Here is a 17,555-nt window from a genome sequence, read left to right as displayed (position 1 = left end):
GGGAAGGTTAGACGCCCAGGGCCTTCTTCACGTCGGCCTCCAGGTCCGCCATCGCCCTTTCGGCCGATGCGCGGGCCGGGCCCACGTCGCCGTCCACCGGGGCGATGACCTCCAGGTACGCCTTCACCTTGGGCTCGGTGCCGGAGGGGCGGATGATCACCCGGGCCCCCGACTCGGTCGCCAAGTGCAGCCCGTTGGTGGGCGGCAGCCCCTGGAAGCCCTCGTTCATGTCGTCGGTGGACGCCACGGCGGATCCCGCCAGTGACGCCGGGGGCTCCGCGAGCAGCCGCGACATCAGCGCCGGGATCTCGGCGACATCCGCGAATCGTGCGGAGACCTGCCGCGTGAGATACACGCCGTGCTCCCGGGCGAGGTCGTCGATCGCGTCGGCGAGCGTGCGGCCCTCGGACTTGAGCTCGGCCACCAGGTCGGCGATCATGACCGCGGCGGTGAGGCCGTCCTTGTCGCGCACCAGGTCGGGCGCCACGCAGTAGCCCAGCGCCTCCTCGTACCCGAACACCAGACCGGGCTCACGGCCGATCCACTTGAATCCCGTCAGGGTGTTCGCGTGCGTCAGCCCGTGGCTGTCGGCGATCCGCGCGAGCTGCTGGGACGAGACGATCGAGTTGGCCAGCACCGAGTCGGCCAGCACCGCGGACCCGGTCGTTCCTTCCCGCTCCACGCGCTGCGCCACCCGCTCGCCCAGCAGCGAGCCCACCACGTCGCCGTGCAGCATGCGCCACTGGCCGTCCAGCACGGTGGCGACGGCCGCGCGGTCGGCGTCGGGGTCGTTGGCGATCACCACGTCCGCGCCCACCTCCGAGGCCAGCGCGAGCGACAGGTCGATCGCGCCCGGCTCCTCGGGGTTGGGGAAGTCGACGGTGGGGAAGTCGGGGTCGGGCTCGGCCTGTTCGGGGACCGTGTGGAGGTCGGTGAACCCCGCCGCCCGCAGGGTCGCCTCGACCGTGTCGCCGCCCACGCCGTGCAGCGGGGTGAGGACGATCCGGACGGCGGCACGCGCGGCGGCGTCGGCCTGCGCAGGCGGTCCCGCCACGGCGGCAGCCGCCGCGATGTAGTCATTCACCACGTCCTCGTCCAGCGCGGTCCAGCCGGCCTCCGCGCGCGGCACGGAGGCGACCGTCTCGACGGCGGCGATGCGGGAGGCGATCTCAGCGTCGTACGGCGGCACGATCTGCGCCCCCTGACCGTCGTCCGAGACCACCCGTCCGCCCAGGTAGACCTTGTAGCCGTTGTCCTGAGGCGGGTTGTGGGAGGCCGTCACCATGACTCCGGCGTCGGCGTCCAGCGCTCGCGTCGCGTAGGCGAGCACCGGCGTGGGAAGCGTGCGCGGCAGCAGCAGTGCGTCGTGGCCCGCGGCGGTCATCACCGCGGCCGTGTCGACCGCGAACTGCCGCGAACCGTGGCGCGCGTCGTAGCCGATCACCACGCGGGCCGGGCCCTCGATGCCGAGCTCGGCGAGCGCATCGGTGAGGTAGCGCGCGAGCCCCGCGGCCGCGCGGATCACGACGGCGCGGTTCATGCGGTTGGGCCCCGCGCCCAGCCGCCCTCGCAGCCCCGCAGTGCCGAACTCGAGGGGGCCGCGGAACCGGTCGGCGAGGTCAGCGCTCGATTCAGGATCCCCGGCCTCGTGCGCCGCAAGCACGGCCTCCAACTCCGCACGAGCCTCGGAGTCCGGGTCGTCGGCGATCCAGTCCCGGGCGAGCGTGGCGAGCTCAGTCATCGCATGCCCTCCACGATGTCGGCCAGCAGCCGCGAGATGCGCGGCCCGGAGGACGAGCCCACGTCGAGCACCTCCTGGTGGTTGAGGTTCTCCCCACCGATCCCGGACGCGAGATTGGTGACCAGCGACAGACCGAGGATCTCGAGGCCCGCCTCCCGCGCCGCGATCGACTCGAGCGCGGTCGACATGCCCACCAGGTCCGCGCCCAGAGCGGCGACCATGCGCACCTCGGCGGGGGTCTCGTACTGGGGGCCCGAGAGTTGGATGTAGACGCCGCTGGGCAGCTCGGGGTCGATCGACAGCGCCAGGTCGCGCAGTCGCGGCGAGTACGTCTGCGTCATGTCGACGAACGTGGCGCCCTCGAGCGGGGTCGCGCCCGTCATGTTGATGTGATCGGACATCAGCACGACGGATCCGGGGCCGACCTCGGGACGAGTCGACCCGCACCCGTTGGTGATCACCAGCTGCTTGCAGCCGGCTGCCGCGGCCATGCGCACCGCGTGCGCGACCTTGCCCGCGTCGCGCACCTGGTAATAGTGCTGGCGAGCACCCAGCACGAGGATGTGGCGGCCGTCCTCGGTCCGCAGCGCCCGCATGTCCGCGGAGTGACCGGCGACGGCGTGAGCGTCGAAGCCGGGCAGGTCGGCGGCGGGCACCGACGAGACCTCCTCCCCGATGAGGTCGGCGGCCCCGCCCCACCCGGAGCCCAGGATCAGGGCGATGTCGAAGTGGTCGACGCCGGTGGCGGCGCGAAGGGACTCGGCGGCCTCGGAGGCTCTCGTGAATGCATCAGTCATGTCTCGAGACTATCGCCGCTGCGAACTTCTGCACGGCCGATGCGCGGGCGGGGCGGGCGGCGCCCGCCGGCTCGTGCGGAGTGGAGGGGTGCGGCGGCGAGTGCGCGACAATGGGCGCATGGCAACGCGCATCGTGATCATCGGCGGAGGACCGGGCGGATACGAGGCGGCGCTGGTCGCCGTCAAGGAGGGGGCCGAGGTGGTGCTCATCGAGCGCCAGGGCCTCGGAGGCAACGCGGTGCTGACCGACGTGGTGCCCTCGAAGACGGTGATCGCGACCGCGGAGTGGCGCACCATCGCGGATCGCGCCCCGCAGCTGGGGATCCGCGACGCCGACGGCTCCGGCACTCGCGAGTTCGCGGAGCACGTGGTGGACCTCGCGGCGGTCAACGAGCGCGTGCGCAAGCTGGTCCTCAAGCAGTCCCACGACATCGCGACGCGTCTCGCGACCTACGACATCCAGGTCATCGACGGCGAGGCGACGCTGCTCAGCCCCACCCAGGTCGAGGTCAATGGCGAGGTTCTCGAGGCGGATGCCGTGCTGATCGCGACGGGAGCTCGCCCCCGCACGCTCCCCACGGCCGAACCCGACGGCGAGCGCATCCTCACCTGGACTCAGCTCTATGACATCGACGCGCTTCCCGAGCACCTGATCGTGGTCGGGTCGGGGGTGACCGGCGCGGAGTTCGCGGGCGCCTACCGCCTGCTGGGCTCCGAGGTCACGCTCATCTCGTCCGGAAAGCGGGTGCTCGCGACCCAGGACCCCGAGGCGGCGGATCTGATCCAGGAGGTGTTCGCCTCGCGCGGCATGACGGTGCTGGGCGAGTCCCGAGCCGAGTCGGTGGAGAACACCGGTGACGGGGTGCGAGTGAAGCTCACGGACGGGCGCGTGGTCGAGGGGTCGCACTGCCTGATGGCGGTGGGGTCCGTGCCCAACACGCAGGGCATGGGTCTGGAAGAGGCGGGCGTCGAACTCGACGACCGCGGCAACATCAAGGTGGACCGCGTCTCGCGCACGACTGCACGCGGCGTCTACGCGGCGGGTGACTGCACCGGGGTCCTCCCGCTGGCATCGGTCGCCGCGACCCAGGGGCGCATCGCGATGGCCCACGCCCTCGGAGACGCGGTGCACCCGCTCGACCTGGGCACCGTCGCCGCGAACGTGTTCACCGCACCGGAGATCGCATCGGTCGGGGCCACCGAGGCCGAGCTGATCGAGCGCGGAATCTTCTATGAGGTGTCCAAGCTCGACCTGGCGCGCAACCCGCGGGCCAAGATGCTCGGCATCGACACCGGGTTCGTGAAGATCTTCGGGCACACCGTGACCGGGCAGATCCTTGGCGCGGTGATCGTCGGGTCGCGCGCCGGTGAGCACATCTTCCCGCTGTCGCTGGCGGTCGCGCATCACCTCACGGTGGATGATGTGGCGACCGCCTTCACGGTGTACCCGTCGCTGTCCGGCACGACCTCGGAGGTCGCGCGGCGGCTCCACCACATGCAGGAGCCCAGCGAGCGCTGAGTCCTACTCGCTCGGTGACGGTGACGGGCTGACCGATGCGGACGGCGAGGGGGACGGCTCCGGGGCGGGCTGCACCTCGTTGCGGTCCACGTCGGGGTCGGTGGGGGCGACGGCGTTGGTGTTCGCGCGGGCCGTCAGCGGCCAGTGGTCCGACCACGGCAGCGAGCGCAGCTCGAAGTCCGTGAACTCGACGCTGCGTCCGAAGACGTAGTCGATCTGCGCCGCCTGCTCGCCGCTGGCGTCGGGGCCCACGTACGTGGGCGCGATGACCTCCCACTCCTCCTGAGCGCTCGCGAATCCCGCATCGATCATGGCCCGATGCACGGGGGAGCCCGGCTCGGCGTTGAAGTCCCCGCCGACGACGGTGGGTTGGGGCGCGTCGAGCCATGCGACGAGCTCCTCCACCTGCGTCAGTCGCGTCTGCTCCGCGTCCTGCGTGGACTGCAGGTGAGTCGACGCGAAGGTCGCGCCCATGAAGTCCACCGCGAGCGCGCTGCGGCCCTGGGGCCCGTCGCCGTAGGACAGTTCGAGAGTGCGCGCGTTCGAGTGCGGGCGCGACGTGAGGATGAGGTTGCCGAACTGACGGTCATGGGCGGCCGCGAAGGTGTAGGGAAGATCGAGTTCGCCCGCGAGGAACTCGACCATGTCGGTGCCGCCGCCGAGCAGCCAGCCCCGCTGCACCTCTTGCAGCATCGCCACATCGGTTCCCTGCAGGGCGGCCGCGATCTCGTCCGGGTCGACGCGGGGCCCCGCACCCGTCTCGTGAGTGACGCCGAAGTGCACGTTCCACGACGTGACGTAGGGAGCCTGGATGAAGTCCGCCGAGTACACGCGTGGCGCCTCGTACGTGACCTGGGTCCACGCCCCGACGCCGATCGCCGCGGCCACCCCGAGCGCCGCGCCGAGCGGCACGCCGGGTGAGATCCAGCCGGCCGGCCTGGCGTTCTCGGGCGGGACGACTGCGGCGGATGGCCCGTGGTCCCGGGCTTGATCGGCCTCGTCCTCGGAGAGGGCAGGCGCGCCGGGTTCCATCCCGGGCTCCGTGATCCAGGCCCGCCACGTGCCGTAGGAGAGCACCGCGATTCCGGCCGCGATCGCCACCGTGACGGGCGGCACTCCGAGCGAGATCTCGTAGTCGAGCTGCATGACGAGGACGGGTCCGATCATGGCGAGCCCGAACACCAGCGCCGCGATGAGGCGCCTGGCGGGGGTGCTGACGGCGGGGCGCAGCGCGTGAGCGGCGGCGAGGCTGGTCGCGGCCGTGGCAATCGGAAGGGCGAGCGCGGCGTCCGTTCCCGGCAGCAGCATCACGACCGCGAGGGCGACCGCACCGGTGGCGGCCACGACGGCCGTGACGACCCGGGAGACTCGGTGGGCCTGTGCTGCGAGACCCGCGCCCAGGCACAGGGACACGATGGTGATCGCCGCCCCCGCGGACATCCGCAGGTCGGTCTGAGCGTTGACCCAGCCCACGTTGGCGAAGGCGAAGGCGAGCAGCGACCAGTGCAGCCCGAACGCCCACCACCCGCGCGACGACGCCGCTGGCTCGAGGGTGCGGCCCCGCCAGCCGGCGGTGATGGCGAGCGCCGCGACCACGCCCATGGCGATCCAGCCCTGGAGGTCGTCGCGCCACACCGCGTCCCAGGTGCGCAGGATGGTGTGCTCGAGCACGGCCGCCGCGACGCCCAGGGCGGTGCCTGCCAGCGCGGTCCCCGAACCGCCGTTGCCGAGAGCGACTCGAGTGGTCATCACGACTCCCGCTATCGCGAAGGCCACCAGATAGAGGCCCGCGGCGATCAGCCAGCCGCCGCCGATGAACGGCAGCCCGAGTCGCAGGACCCCCAGCACGCCCAGCAGGTAGAGCACCACGACGCCGTGGCCGAAGTGGCGGCCCACCATCGCCGCGAGCCATGCGAGCACGCCGCCCCCGGCGAACGTGGCGATGGCCACGGCCACGACGAGCACCAGGGAGTCCTCGTAGAGCGCGGCCAGCAGCGGGCCGGCGGTGCGGATCGAGTCGAGCAGCAGCCAGGACGCCACCGCCACGAGGAGGAGAGCGCGACGCTGAGCGGAGATCATAGGGACACGCTACCCGGCGCGCACCAAGGTCAGTCGGCGTCCGAGATGTCGCAGATGATCGTGCCCGAGCTGACGGACGCCCCCACGGCGTGCTGCAGGCCCGTGACGACCCCGGCCTTGTGTGCAAGCAGGGGCTGCTCCATCTTCATCGCCTCGAGCACCACCACGAGGTCGCCCTCGGCCACCACGGCGCCGTCCTCGACCGCGATCTTGACGATGGTGCCCTGCATGGGCGACGTGAGGGTCGAGCCAGAGGCGGGCCGGGCGGAGCCGTTGCCGGTGCGGCGGGCGCCGCGGCGCGCTGGCGCTCCCCGGCGGGCACCCGCGCGGCCGGCTTGAGCGAGCGAGGCGGGCAGCACGACCTCCAGACGCTTGCCGCCGACCTCCACGATGACGCGTTCGGTCGCCTCCGCCTCGGGCGCGTGGTCCGCGCCGGCGCCTGCGCCGGCGAGCTCAGCGACCGCATCGGCGAACTCGGATTCGATCCACGTGGTGTAGACGCCGAAGGCGCCCTGCGCGGCCACGAATTCGGGAGCGTCGAGGACGGCACGGTGAAACGGCAGCACCGTGGGGATGCCCTCGACGGCCATCTCCGCCAGGGCGCGCCGAGAGCGGGCGATGGCCTGTTCTCGCGTGGAGCCGGTGACGATCACCTTGGCGATCATCGAGTCGAAGTTGCCCGAGACGGTGTCGCCCTCGCGCACGCCGGCGTCGATCCGCACGCCGGGTCCGGTGGGGAAGCGCAGCGTGTGGAGGCGGCCGGGCGACGGCATGAAGTTCAGGGCGGGATTCTCGCCGTTGATGCGGAACTCGATCGAGTGCCCGCGGGTGACCGGGGCGAGGTCCGCGATCGCCTCGCCGGCCGCGATGCGGAACTGCTCGCGCACCAGGTCCACCCCCGTGACCTCCTCGGTCACCGGGTGCTCGACCTGGAGCCGGGTGTTGACCTCGAGGAACGAGATGGTGCCGTCGACCCCCACCAGGAACTCGCACGTGCCGGCCCCTTCGTAGCCCGCCTCGCGCAGGATCGCCTCGCTCGAGCGGACCAGGGTCGCGTTCTGCTCGTCCGTCAGGAACGGTGCGGGTGCCTCCTCGACGAGCTTCTGATGGCGGCGCTGGAGAGAGCAGTCGCGCGTCGAGACCACGACGACGTTCCCGTGCCGGTCCGCCAGGCACTGCGTCTCGACGTGACGCGGGCGGTCGAGGAACCGCTCGACGAAGCACTCGCCGCGACCGAAGGCCGCGACGGCCTCGCGGGTGGCCGAGTCGAACATCTCGGGGATCTCGTCCCGGGTGCGGGCGACCTTGAGGCCGCGGCCGCCACCCCCGAACGCCGCCTTGATGGCGACCGGGAGTCCGAACTCGTCGGCGAAGGCGATGACCTCGTCCGCGCTCGCGACCGGGTCCTTGGTGCCGGGAACCAGCGGCGCCCCGGCGCGCTGCGCGATGTGCCGGGCCGAGACCTTGTCGCCCAGCGCGTCGATCGCAGCAGGCGATGGGCCGATCCAGGTGAGGCCGGCCTCGATGACCGCGCGCGCGAACCCGGCGTTCTCCGCGAGGAACCCGTATCCGGGGTGGATGGCCTGCGCTCCGGAGCGGCGGGCCACGTCGATGATCCGCGCGATGTCGAGGTAGGTCTCGGCCGCGGTCGAGCCGCCCAGCGCGAACGCGTGGTCCGCGAGGTGGACGTGGGGGGCGTCGCGATCGGGCTCCGCGTAGACGGCGATGGACGTCAGCCCCGCGTCCGCGCACGCGCGAATCACCCGGACGGCGATCTCGCCACGGTTGGCAATGAGGACAGAGGAGAAGGCAGACACGTCCATCACGGTAGCGCGTGCCGCTCACCCGTCCGGGGTTCGCGGGTCGGGGTACCGGGAACTTTGGTGCGCGGACTAAGGTCTCGGCGGTGTCGTTGTCGGATACCGACAACGAACTTGGGGATTTCTTGGGTTACGTCCGCGTAGGTTGTGAGCAGTCCACAATCATCGAGCGGAGCGAAGCTCGTGAATGTCGACCCCGAGGCCGCGCAGCAGCCGTCGCAGCAGCGGCAGCGAGACCCCCACCACGCCGTGGAAGTCGCCGTCGATGCGTTCGACGTATGGTCCGCCCAGGCCGTCGACGGTGAAGGCGCCCGCCACGCCCAGCGGCTCTCCGGTCGCGACGTATGCGTCGATCTCGGTGTCCGACAGGTCCGCGAAGTGGACCACCGTCGACGAGGTGTCGCCGGCCAGCGTGGGCTGGCCCGTCTCGGCGCGGCGCTCGGCGCGATTGTCGACCAGCGCGTGCCCGCTGTGGAGCACTCCGGTGCGCCCGCGCATGGCGCGCCACCGCTGCCGCGCCACGTCGGCGGTGCCGGGCTTGCCGAGGATCTCCCCGTCGAACTCGAGCATCGAGTCGCAGCCGAGCACGATCGCATCGGGAGCGTGGCGCGCGACCACGTCGTCCACCTTGGCCCGGGCGAGCAGGTATGGCTGGTCGCCGAGCGCCAGCGGCAGTCCCAGCCCGGCCTCGGCGCGCGCGTGGGCCAGCACCGCGTCCTCGTCGACGTCGGAGACGATCACGTGGGGCTCGATGCCTGCGGAGCGCAGCGTGGAGAGGCGCGCGGGGGACTGAGAGGCGAGGACGAACGGGATCGGCATGGTGTCAGGCTAACGGCGCTCGCGCGCCTCGAAGAAAGTTTCGTTCGAAGTGCCCGCCGATGCGCGCTGGACGGCCCTGACGACGGCCCGAGCGCCGGTAGCCTCGCTATCGAGAGTGCGGTGCACCGCACTCGGCGCGAGCGAAGGAGCACCCGTGGCGAAGGCGAACCTGACCATACCGGCCGACGGCCGCATCGGCCCCGTGCGGCGGCGGCTGTTCGGCGGGTTCGTCGAGCACCTGGGCCGGCACATCTACACCGGGATCTATGAGCCCGGTCACCCGAGCGCCGATGCCGAGGGCTTCCGCACGGACGTGATCGACCTGGTGCGCGAGCTGGGCGTGAGCGCGATTCGGTATCCGGGCGGCAACTTCGTCTCCGGCTACCGCTGGGAGGACGGGGTGGGGCCGCGCGAGGAGCGGCCTCGACGGCTGGACCTGGCGTGGCATTCGACGGAGACCAATGAGGTGGGCCTGCACGAGTTCTCGACGTGGCTCGAGCGCGTGGACAGCGAGCTGATGCTGGCCGTCAACCTGGGCACGCGCGGAGTTCAGGAGGCGCTCGACCTGCTCGAGTACTGCCGGATCGCAGGCGGCACCGAGCTCTCGGACGCCCGCCGCGCTCACGGCCGTGCGGCGCCGTTCGACATCCGCATGTGGTGCCTGGGCAACGAGATGGACGGTCCCTGGCAGCTGGGTCACCGGGACGCCGACGCGTACGGGGAGCTGGCGGTGCGCACCGCGCGCGCGATGCGCCAGGTCGACCCCGACCTCGAACTGGTGGTGTGCGGATCCTCGGCGCGCAGCATGCCCACGTTCGGCGACTGGGAGCGCACGGTCCTGCGGCACGCGTACGACGAGGTCGACTACATCTCGTGCCACGCGTACTACGAGGAGCACGACGGCGATGCCGCGAGCTTCCTCGCCTCCGCCGTGGACATGGACGCCTTCATCGAGGAGGTCGCCGCGATCGTCGACGAATCGAGGCGGGCGGCGGGCTCCGACCGCACGGTCGGCATCTCGTTCGACGAGTGGAACGTCTGGTATATGCGGCGATACATGGAGCAGGAGAAGATCACCGACATCGCCCACTGGCCGGAGGCGCCGCGGCTGCTCGAGGACCGCTACAGCGTGCTCGACGCGGTGGTGCTCGGATCGCTGCTGATCTCGCTGGTGCGGCACGCGGACCGGGTGACGAGCGCGTCTCTCGCGCAGCTGGTCAACGTCATCGCGCCCATCATGACCGAGCCCGGTGGTCCGGCCTGGCGCCAGACCACGTTCTTCCCGTTCGCCCTCACCTCCAGGCTCGCTCGCGGGGAGGCCGTCGACGTGGCCGTGGAGTGCCCGTCGATATCGACCGAGCGCCACGGCGACGTCCCCGCCGTCACCGCAGTCGCGACGCGCGACGAGGGTGCGGCCGCGGTGTTCGCGGTCAACCGCTCGCTGGACGAGCCGGTCGAGGTGAGCCTGGACGTCTCGTCGCTCGGGGCGACGCGGGTGCTGGAGGCGCACGTGCTGGCCGATCCCGACATGTACGCCGCGAACTCGCCGGAGCAGCCCGAACGGGTGGCGCCGCGCGAGCTCGAGACCCGGCTGGACGGGAGCGTGCTGACGTTCACGCTGCCGCCCGTCGCGTGGGCCGCGGTGTCCCTCGAGGCCGAATGAGCCCCGACCTTCCTCCAGGGTCCGTGCAGGTGCGAAGGGGAGTCGCGAGCGTCCTACGCTGAGCCCCCTGACGGCCTGGAGGTGGGGGCGGCCGATGCCCGGGCGGGGTCGTGCGCGTCGGTTCCGCCGGGCGCGGGCTTGCCTCCCCGCAGCACATCCGCGGCCAACGAGCCCGCGGGCACGTCCTCGCCCAGGGCGGTTCCCGGCTCCCCGGACAGCGACTTGTCGCCCCGCGGCAGGGCGATCAGCATGAGGATCGCGGTGGCGATCGCGATGAGCGCCGAGATGCCCATGGCGTACTGATTGGCGTCCATGAACGCCTCCTGAGCCGCGAACGCGACCTGCCCGGCCGCCTCGGCCATCGCGCCGCCGCCGGCCGCCATCTGGTCCGCGACCGCGATCGCTCCGGCGAGAGAGTCGCCCACTGCGGCGCCGGCCTCCGCCGGCAGCTCATCCGCCACGGGGGCGATCGCGGAGGTGTACTGGTTGGCGATGAGCGAGCCCAGCACTGCGATGCCCAGCGACGCGCCCAGCTCGCGAGTGGTGTCGTTCATCGCGGAGCCCATGCCCGACCGGTTGCGCGGAACCGAGGACATCAGCATGTTGGTCGCGGGCGTCATCACCATCGCCATGCCGAGCGTGATGATCGACATCGCGAGCAGGAAGTCCCAGTACGACGGGATCGTGGGCCACGTGGTCATGAGCCCGAACCCGGTGGCGATGGCGAATAGGCCGGGGATGACCGTCCAGCGCGTGCCGAACCGCTCCACGTACTTGGGCACGAGCGGGCCGATGATCATCATGGGCAGCATCGCCGGGATGAAGGCGAGGGACGTGATCAGCGAGTTGTAGTCCATCACCAGCTGGAAGATCTGGGTCATGCCGAAGAAGGCGCCCATCATCGCGAAGAAGGTGAGCGTGACGGAGATGACGGACAGCGTGAAGCGCGATCGCTTGAACAGGCTCAGGTCGAGCATGGGGTGGGTGGCGCGCAGCTCCCACCAGATGAAGGCGGAGAGCGCCGCGAGGCCGGCCACCGCGGCCACGATCGTCATGGTGTCGTCGAAGCCGTGCGAGGGAGCCTCCATGATCGTGTAGACGAGTCCCGCGAGCGCGATGGTGACGAATGCGCCGCCGATCCAGTCCACGGGTGTGACCTTCTCGTCCACGGACTCGGGGACGATCCGCCAGGTCACGGCGAGCGAGAGGACGCCGAACACTGCGCCCAGCACGAACGCGGAGTGCCAGTCGAAGAAGTGCAGCAGGATGCCGGTGAGCAAGGACCCGACCATCATGCCCACGCCCGCGACGGCTGCCCAGATCGCGATCGCCTTGGGGCGCTCCTTCGAAGGGAACACGACGTTGACGAGCGACAGCGTGGTGGGCATCACGAGCGCCCCGCCGATGCCCATCACGGCGCGGGAGGCGATCAGTTCGGCGCCGGTGGTGGCGAAGAAGGGCGCATAGAGCGACGCGAGCACGAAGATGACCAGGCCGACCATCATGGTGCGCTTGCGGCCGTAGCGGTCCGCGATCGCGGCGGCGATGAACAGCAGCGCGGCGAACACCAGGACGAAGGCCTCGACGACCCACGTCAGCTCGAGTTGAGTGAGGGAGAAGTCCACAGCGAGGTCCGGCAGGGCCAGGTTCAGGCTCATGTTCGCGATCATCGCGGTCATCAGTCCCAGGCACAGGGTCGCGAGGATGGCCCAGCGACGACGGAAGGTGCGCTCGGAGATCCCCTCGGCGAGCGCATCGTCGAGGGCCACGGGTGTGGTGGCAGGCGTAGGCATGGTGCCTCCAGGCAGTGAGAAGAGTGGGGACCCCGGCGGCGGGGACGGCTGTCAGAATACTTCGTGTGAGGCGAACTAACAACCGCGGGAGCGCGGCGACTTTCGGCAGGGGCGCGCCCCGGGTAGGTTCGGGTCACGCATTCGGATGGACGAGGGCAGGGAGGGGGATCGATGACCGATCCGGCTGAGGACCGCGAGGGCCTCGAGCAGCGCATCCTCGCCCTGCAGGGCTCGCTCATGCGTGCGCAGATGCGCAGCCAGGCCGAGGCGCTGATCGACCAGCACCTGACCCTCGCGCAGTTCCGCGCGATCCTGTTCATTCACGCTCACCCGGGTCGCCCCACCGCCGAGGTCGGGGACTTCGTGGGGGTGCGACCCAACATCGCGACCGGCGTCATTCAGAGACTGGTCGATCGGGGGTGGGTCGCGAGGGAGCGTGATCCCGAGGACGGTCGAGTGCGGCTGCTGAGCCCCACCGCGGCCGGACGGGCGTTCGTGGACGCGGTGGTCGCCCAGGTGGAACGCGACTTCTTGGAGAGCCTGGCGGCGCTGTCCTCGGATCAGCTCACCGCGCTCGAGGACATCCTGTCGACCCTCGGCGCCGCGCAGGCCCCCGGCGGGAGGGCCGCTGACTAGGAGCCGACCTGTGCCTCGAGGTCGGCGTCGATGCTCGAGCACTGCTCGGCCACGTCGGGCGTCAGCAGCGTGGTCAGCAGGTCCACGAGGACGGCGCGGTGCTCGTGCGGCACGCGGTCGATCAGGGTCTCGCGGATGATGCGGGTGTACTCGGCCCGCGACCGCTCGACGATCGCGGCTCCGGAGTCGGTGAGCACGGCCCAGTTGGCACGACGGTCGTGCTCGCACGTGGTGCGCTCGACGTAGCCTGCGGCCTCGAGGCGGGTGATCGAGTGGGACAGGCGCGACAGCGAGGAGTCGTGTGCCCGTGCGAGCTGCGCGAGCTGCAGCCGGCGGCTCTCTTGGTGGGCCAGCGCATCCAGCACCGTGTACTGGAAGTGATTGAGTCCCGTGCTGGCCCGAAGCTGCTCGTCGAGAGAGGCCGGGACCGTCGCGAGCACTGCCGAGAAACGTCGCCACAGCAACTCGTCGGCGGCCGTCAGGGCCGCCGAGGGCGCGGGTGCGGTCTCGGCTGTCATGTGCCGATTCTAACCCGTTGACGGTTCAAGTGTTCTATTGCGGTCGCCGCGCGCAGCCTCGGCTCGCGCCCAACGCATGACACGCTGCGACTGCGATGGCAGAATCCGACACCATGAGCTCGGAGGGTTCCCCCATCACCGTTGACGGGCGGCCGCCAGCCGCCGTGCCGCTCCACCACGTCTGGAACGAGTGCGTGGGGGCCGGACGCGCCAATGAGGGCCTCAGGGCCGACTGGCAGGCCCAGCTCCGGGAGGCCGCGAGCCGGCTCGGCTTCCGCTATCTGCGCTTCCACGGGCTGTTCCACGACGACATGTTCGTGTACCGCGCGGCATACGGTGGTGGATTCGGCCCTGACGAGCCCCTGCCGGAGCCGGTCCACACGTTCGCGTACGTGGACAAGGTGTTCGACTTCCTCGTCGACCTCGGCGTGAAGCCCTTCGTGGAGCTCGGGTTCATGCCCTCGGCGCTCGCGACCGAGCACCGCACGGTGTTCTGGTGGGGCGCGCACTGCTCCCCGCCGAACGACATGGACCGGTGGGTCGAGCTCGTCGATGCCACGGTGCGTCACTGGGTCGAGCGCTACGGGCTCGACGAGGTCCGGACCTGGCGGTTCGAGGTGTGGAACGAGCCCAACCTGGTGCCCCACTTCTGGACCGGCACCCGGACGGAGTACTTCGAGCTCTACGAGCGGACCGCACGGGCGATCAAGCTCATCGACGAGGGGCTGCTCGTCGGCGGGCCGTCCACCTCCGTCTATGTGCCCGATGCGCGCTACGAGGGTGAGACAGAGGACCGGGCGGCGCAAGCCCAGACGGCGGCCGCCGCGGATCCGGACGTGCTGGACTGGCGACCCGTGTGGATCCAGGAGCTGCTGGAGCACTGCGCGGAGCGCGGCGTCCCGGTGGACTTCGTGTCGACTCACCTGTACCCGACGGACTTCGCCTTCGGCGCGAACGGCGACATGGTCGCCATCACCCGGCATGCCGATGCCACCCGGGACGATCTGCTGCGGCTCCGGTCCGTGCTTGCCGCGAGCGCGTTCCCGGATGCCGAGATCCACATCACGGAGTGGTCGAGCTCTCCCTCGAGCCGCGACCGGATGCATGACACGGTGTTCGCCGCGACGTACATCACCCGCGCGTACCTCGAGTGCGCCGCTCTCGCCGACTCGATCTCGTACTGGACGTTCAGCGACATCTTCGAGGAGGGCGGCGCGGGGATCGGTCCGTTCCACGGCGGGTTCGGCCTCGTCACCGAGCAGGGGATCCATAAGCCGACCTTCCATGCATTCGAGATGCTGGGGCGGCTGGGGGACGAGCTGCTGGCGGCGACCGAGAACGGAGTCATCTCGCGCTCGAGCGCCACGGGGAGAGTCTCGGCCGTGTTCCACAACTATCCGGCCCAGATGGAAGGGGCGTCGGTGCGCATGACCTCGTCGCACCACGAGGCGCTCGCTCTTGCGGACCTCGGCCCCGCGGTCACCATCCGGCATCGCGTCGAGGGGGTGCGGCCCGGGGGCGTCTACGCGGTGGAGCGGCTCGACCCCGAGCACGGCAACGCCCTGAGTCGGTGGCTGGAGATGGGGGAGCCGGTCAACCTCACCCGCGAGCAGGCCGCGGAGCTCGCACGCGCGGCGGGCCTGCTGGCGCGGGACCGGATCGTCGCCACGGATGACGGCGTGCTGGAGATCGACCTGGAGCTGCCCGGGTGGGCGGTGGCGTCGATCGTCGAGGTCGACTAGGACGTCCCGGCGGCCTCAGCCCTGGACGCGGTCCCGCACGATCTCGATTGCGGCCTTCCACGAGGCTGGCACCTCGCGGGCGTGTCCGAAGGCGGTGTGCTCGCGCACCAGCACGGGCGGGTGCGCGCCTTGGGGGACGAGTCCGACCGAGCGGCACAGCCACATCGCTCGCGGCAGGTGGAACTCCTGCGAGCACACGATCACCGAGGCCAGGCCCAGCGCGTCGCGTGCGTTCAGCGCCGATGCGCGGGTGTCGTGACCCGACGGGTCGCGCACGAGGTCTCGGGCGGGGACTCCCAGGTCGAGCGCGGTGCGCTCCATCGCGGCCGTCTCGTCGAGCCCTTCGCGGTTGCGGCCCGCGCCCGTGAGCACCAGCGTGGGGACGAGGCCGCGCTGGTACAGCGCCACGCCGGCCTCGACGCGCTGGCGCAGGAACAGTGAGGGCCGCCCGTCCTCCCACACGCGCGCACCCAGGACGAGTGCCGCATCGGCCGGGCGGAAGGCGCCCGTCGCGGCCGGACCCCGGTCGCGGTGGGTGGTGACGCGGGCGTAGAGCTGCGGCGCGGCGGCGAGGGCGCCGAGCGCCAGCAGGCGCGCGCTCACCGCAAGGAGGTGCGCCACGCCGCCCCGCCGCGTGCCAGGGGCAACGAGTGGTGCTGTCCGCGCATGGTGCGCGAGCGGTCCATCCACGCGGAGGTGGGCGCTCCCGGCTCCGGGTCCTCGTCGCTTGCCGAGGAGATGGCCACCATGCCGGCCACGAGCGCCGCGACCTCCGCGTCGTCGGGGGAGCCGCGCAGGACTCGCAGTCCGGAGGCGGAGACGGTGCTGTCGTCGGTCACAGCGGGACGTTCCCGTGCTTCTTGGGGGGCAGCGCTGCGCGCTTGGTGCGCAGCGCCCGCAGTGAGCGCACGATGTTGGCGCGCGTCTGCGAGGGCTCGATGACGGCGTCCACGTAGCCACGGTCCGCAGCGTCGTACGGGTTGACGATCTGGTCCTCGTACTCCGCGGTGAGCCTGGCGCGCTCGGCCTCGACGTCGCCGCCGTCCTCGGCGACCTTCGCCAGCGCGCGGCGCTGGAGGATGTTGACCGCGCCGCCGGCTCCCATCACCGCGATCTGCGCGGTCGGCCATGCGAGGTTCACGTCCGCCCCGAGCTGCTTGGACGCCATCACGATGTAGGCGCCGCCGTAGGCCTTGCGGGTGATGACCGTGATGAGCGGGACGGTCGCCTCGGCGTACGCGTAGATGAGCTTCGCGCCGCGGCGGATGATGCCCTGGTGCTCCTGGTCGACGCCGGGGAGGAAGCCCGGCACGTCGACGAAGGTCAGCACCGGGATGTTGAACGCGTCGCACGTCCGCACGAACCGCGCGGCCTTCTCCGAGGCGTTGATGTCGAGGGTGCCTGCCATGGACTGCGGCTGGTTCGCGACGATGCCCACCGAGTGGCCCTCGACGTGGCCGAATCCCACGATGACGTTCGGTGCGAAGAGCGGCTGGATCTCGAAGAACTCCCCGTCGTCGAGCACGGTCTGCACCACGGTCGACATGTCGTAGGGCTGGTTGTCCGAGTCGGGGACGATGGAGTCGAGCGCCTGGTCCTCGTCGGTGAGCTCCAGGTCCGCCTCGTGCTCCCACGACGGCGGGTCCGAGAGGTTGTTCTGCGGCAGGTACTGCAGCAGGTGCTGGACGTACTCGATGGCGTCGTCCTCGTCCGAGGCGAGGTAGTGAGCCACGCCGGACTTGGCGTTGTGGGCGTGGCCGCCGCCCAGGTCCTCGAACGTGACGTTCTCGCCGGTGACGGACTTGATGACGTCCGGTCCCGTGATGAACATCTGCGACGTGCCGTCGGCCATCACGATGAAGTCGGTGAGCGCGGGGGAGTACACGGCGCCACCAGCCGAGGGCCCGAGGATGATCGAGATCTGCGGGATCACTCCCGAGCTGGCAACGTTGCGGCGGAAGATCTCCGCGAACTGCGTGAGCGCCGCGACGCCCTCCTGGATGCGCGCGCCGCCGCCGTCGAGCATGCCGATCATCGGCACGCCCGTGCGCAGCGCGAAGTCCTGGATCTTGGCGATCTTCTCGCCGTGCACCTCGCCCAGCGAGCCGCCGAACACGGTGAAGTCCTGCGAGTACAGCGCTACCTGACGGCCGTCGATCGTGCCGTGGCCGGTGATGACGCCATCGCCGTGCGGCCGGTTCGCATCCAGGCCGAAGTTGCGGCTGCGATGCCTCACCAATGCGTCGAGCTCCACGAACGAGCCCTCGTCCAGGAGCTGCTCCACCCGCTCGCGGGCCGACTTCTTGCCGCGCGCGTGCTGCTTGTCTCGGGCCGTCTCCTCGTGCCGCGAGACGGCGTCGTCGAGCTTGCCCCGCAGGTGCTCGAGGGCGCCTGCGGTGGACTTGGTGGGCTGCTGATCCGACACGTT

The 17,555-nt window shown here is 71.0% G+C and carries 14 protein-coding genes; 4 read left to right on the top strand and 10 right to left on the bottom strand.

Going from position 1 to position 17,555, the window contains the following annotated elements; all coding sequences use genetic code 11:
* Window positions 1-7: 7 nt before the first annotated feature.
* On the bottom strand, window positions 8-1,741 hold the full coding sequence (locus tag ACNI14_RS05075; RefSeq protein WP_420518864.1) for a phospho-sugar mutase: 1,734 nt from the start codon (window positions 1,739-1,741) through the stop codon (window positions 8-10).
* Window positions 1,738-2,538 (bottom strand): purine-nucleoside phosphorylase, encoded by an 801-nt coding sequence (locus ACNI14_RS05070; protein ID WP_420518863.1) that lies wholly within the window; start codon window positions 2,536-2,538, stop codon window positions 1,738-1,740. The genes ACNI14_RS05075 and ACNI14_RS05070 overlap by 4 nt, the downstream gene beginning before the upstream one ends.
* A gap of 118 nt (window positions 2,539-2,656) precedes the next feature.
* On the opposite strand from ACNI14_RS05070, the gene ACNI14_RS05065 reads away from it, so the two are divergent.
* On the top strand, window positions 2,657-4,057 hold the full coding sequence (locus tag ACNI14_RS05065) for an NAD(P)H-quinone dehydrogenase (RefSeq protein WP_420518862.1): 1,401 nt from the start codon (window positions 2,657-2,659) through the stop codon (window positions 4,055-4,057).
* A 3-nt stretch (window positions 4,058-4,060) separates the two neighbouring features.
* Here ACNI14_RS05065 and ACNI14_RS05060 read toward each other — a convergent pair whose 3' ends face one another.
* From ACNI14_RS05060 to ACNI14_RS05050, 3 genes are all read right to left on the bottom strand, one after another.
* Window positions 4,061-6,136 carry an endonuclease/exonuclease/phosphatase family protein gene (locus tag ACNI14_RS05060; protein WP_420518861.1) on the bottom strand — a complete coding sequence of 692 codons (2,076 nt, stop codon included), beginning with the start codon at window positions 6,134-6,136 and terminating at the stop codon, window positions 4,061-4,063.
* Window positions 6,137-6,165: 29 nt separating this feature from the next.
* Window positions 6,166-7,959, bottom strand: coding sequence for an acetyl/propionyl/methylcrotonyl-CoA carboxylase subunit alpha (locus ACNI14_RS05055; protein ID WP_420518860.1), 1,794 nt, complete (start codon window positions 7,957-7,959; stop codon window positions 6,166-6,168).
* Between the two features lie 159 nt (window positions 7,960-8,118).
* Window positions 8,119-8,775: a Maf family protein gene (locus ACNI14_RS05050; RefSeq protein ID WP_420518859.1), complete on the bottom strand. Its 657-nt coding sequence runs from the start codon at window positions 8,773-8,775 to the stop codon at window positions 8,119-8,121.
* A gap of 154 nt (window positions 8,776-8,929) precedes the next feature.
* Here ACNI14_RS05050 and arfA point away from each other — a divergent pair, with 154 nt between their 5' ends.
* A complete protein-coding gene (gene arfA, locus ACNI14_RS05045) occupies window positions 8,930-10,438 on the top strand; it encodes an arabinosylfuranosidase ArfA (protein WP_420518858.1) in 1,509 nt (502 codons plus the stop codon).
* Window positions 10,439-10,491: 53 nt separating this feature from the next.
* Here the strand turns inward: arfA and ACNI14_RS05040 are convergent, their stop codons facing one another.
* Window positions 10,492-12,231, bottom strand: coding sequence for an MFS transporter (locus ACNI14_RS05040; RefSeq protein WP_420518857.1), 1,740 nt, complete (start codon window positions 12,229-12,231; stop codon window positions 10,492-10,494).
* Between the two features lie 171 nt (window positions 12,232-12,402).
* On the opposite strand from ACNI14_RS05040, the gene ACNI14_RS05035 reads away from it, so the two are divergent.
* Window positions 12,403-12,867: a MarR family winged helix-turn-helix transcriptional regulator gene (locus ACNI14_RS05035; RefSeq protein WP_420518856.1), complete on the top strand. Its 465-nt coding sequence runs from the start codon at window positions 12,403-12,405 to the stop codon at window positions 12,865-12,867.
* Here the strand turns inward: ACNI14_RS05035 and ACNI14_RS05030 are convergent.
* Window positions 12,864-13,385 (bottom strand): MarR family winged helix-turn-helix transcriptional regulator, encoded by a 522-nt coding sequence (locus ACNI14_RS05030; protein ID WP_420518855.1) that lies wholly within the window; start codon window positions 13,383-13,385, stop codon window positions 12,864-12,866. The two genes, ACNI14_RS05035 and ACNI14_RS05030, sit on opposite strands and share 4 nt — an antisense overlap.
* Before the next feature lie 95 nt (window positions 13,386-13,480).
* Here ACNI14_RS05030 and ACNI14_RS05025 point away from each other — a divergent pair, with 95 nt between their 5' ends.
* Window positions 13,481-15,127: a GH39 family glycosyl hydrolase gene (locus tag ACNI14_RS05025; RefSeq protein WP_420518854.1), complete on the top strand. Its 1,647-nt coding sequence runs from the start codon at window positions 13,481-13,483 to the stop codon at window positions 15,125-15,127.
* A 15-nt stretch (window positions 15,128-15,142) separates the two neighbouring features.
* Here the strand turns inward: ACNI14_RS05025 and ACNI14_RS05020 are convergent, their stop codons facing one another.
* The 3 genes from ACNI14_RS05020 to ACNI14_RS05010 are packed head-to-tail and all read right to left on the bottom strand — an operon-like array spanning window position 15,143 to window position 17,552.
* Entirely contained in the window at window positions 15,143-15,748 is a 606-nt protein-coding gene (locus tag ACNI14_RS05020) for a SanA/YdcF family protein (RefSeq protein ID WP_420518853.1), read from the bottom strand.
* A complete protein-coding gene (locus ACNI14_RS05015) occupies window positions 15,727-15,966 on the bottom strand; it encodes an acyl-CoA carboxylase subunit epsilon (protein WP_420518852.1) in 240 nt (79 codons plus the stop codon). Before ACNI14_RS05015 ends, ACNI14_RS05020 begins: the two co-directional genes overlap by 22 nt.
* Window positions 15,963-17,552 (bottom strand): acyl-CoA carboxylase subunit beta, encoded by a 1,590-nt coding sequence (locus tag ACNI14_RS05010; protein ID WP_420518851.1) that lies wholly within the window; start codon window positions 17,550-17,552, stop codon window positions 15,963-15,965. The genes ACNI14_RS05015 and ACNI14_RS05010 overlap by 4 nt, the downstream gene beginning before the upstream one ends.
* Window positions 17,553-17,555: the final 3 nt, after the last annotated feature.

This window comes from Demequina pilifera (genome assembly GCF_048814985.1).
GTDB lineage: Bacteria > Actinomycetota > Actinomycetes > Actinomycetales > Demequinaceae > Demequina.
This window is presented reverse-complemented; position numbering and strand designations above follow the sequence as displayed.

What these genes read in the sequence shown, in the direction of transcription:
- ACNI14_RS05075 (WP_420518864.1), bottom strand. Translation starts at nt 1,741, where the DNA reads ATGACTGAGCTCGCCACGCTCGCCCGGGACTGGATCGCCGACGACCCG.
- ACNI14_RS05070 (WP_420518863.1), bottom strand. Translation starts at nt 2,538, where the DNA reads ATGACTGATGCATTCACGAGAGCCTCCGAGGCCGCCGAGTCCCTTCGC.
- ACNI14_RS05065 (WP_420518862.1), top strand. Translation starts at nt 2,657, where the DNA reads ATGGCAACGCGCATCGTGATCATCGGCGGAGGACCGGGCGGATACGAG.
- ACNI14_RS05060 (WP_420518861.1), bottom strand. Translation starts at nt 6,136, where the DNA reads ATGATCTCCGCTCAGCGTCGCGCTCTCCTCCTCGTGGCGGTGGCGTCC.
- ACNI14_RS05055 (WP_420518860.1), bottom strand. Translation starts at nt 7,959, where the DNA reads ATGGACGTGTCTGCCTTCTCCTCTGTCCTCATTGCCAACCGTGGCGAG.
- ACNI14_RS05050 (WP_420518859.1), bottom strand. Translation starts at nt 8,775, where the DNA reads ATGCCGATCCCGTTCGTCCTCGCCTCTCAGTCCCCCGCGCGCCTCTCC.
- ACNI14_RS05040 (WP_420518857.1), bottom strand. Translation starts at nt 12,231, where the DNA reads ATGCCTACGCCTGCCACCACACCCGTGGCCCTCGACGATGCGCTCGCC.
- ACNI14_RS05035 (WP_420518856.1), top strand. Translation starts at nt 12,403, where the DNA reads ATGACCGATCCGGCTGAGGACCGCGAGGGCCTCGAGCAGCGCATCCTC.
- ACNI14_RS05030 (WP_420518855.1), bottom strand. Translation starts at nt 13,385, where the DNA reads ATGACAGCCGAGACCGCACCCGCGCCCTCGGCGGCCCTGACGGCCGCC.
- ACNI14_RS05025 (WP_420518854.1), top strand. Translation starts at nt 13,481, where the DNA reads ATGGCAGAATCCGACACCATGAGCTCGGAGGGTTCCCCCATCACCGTT.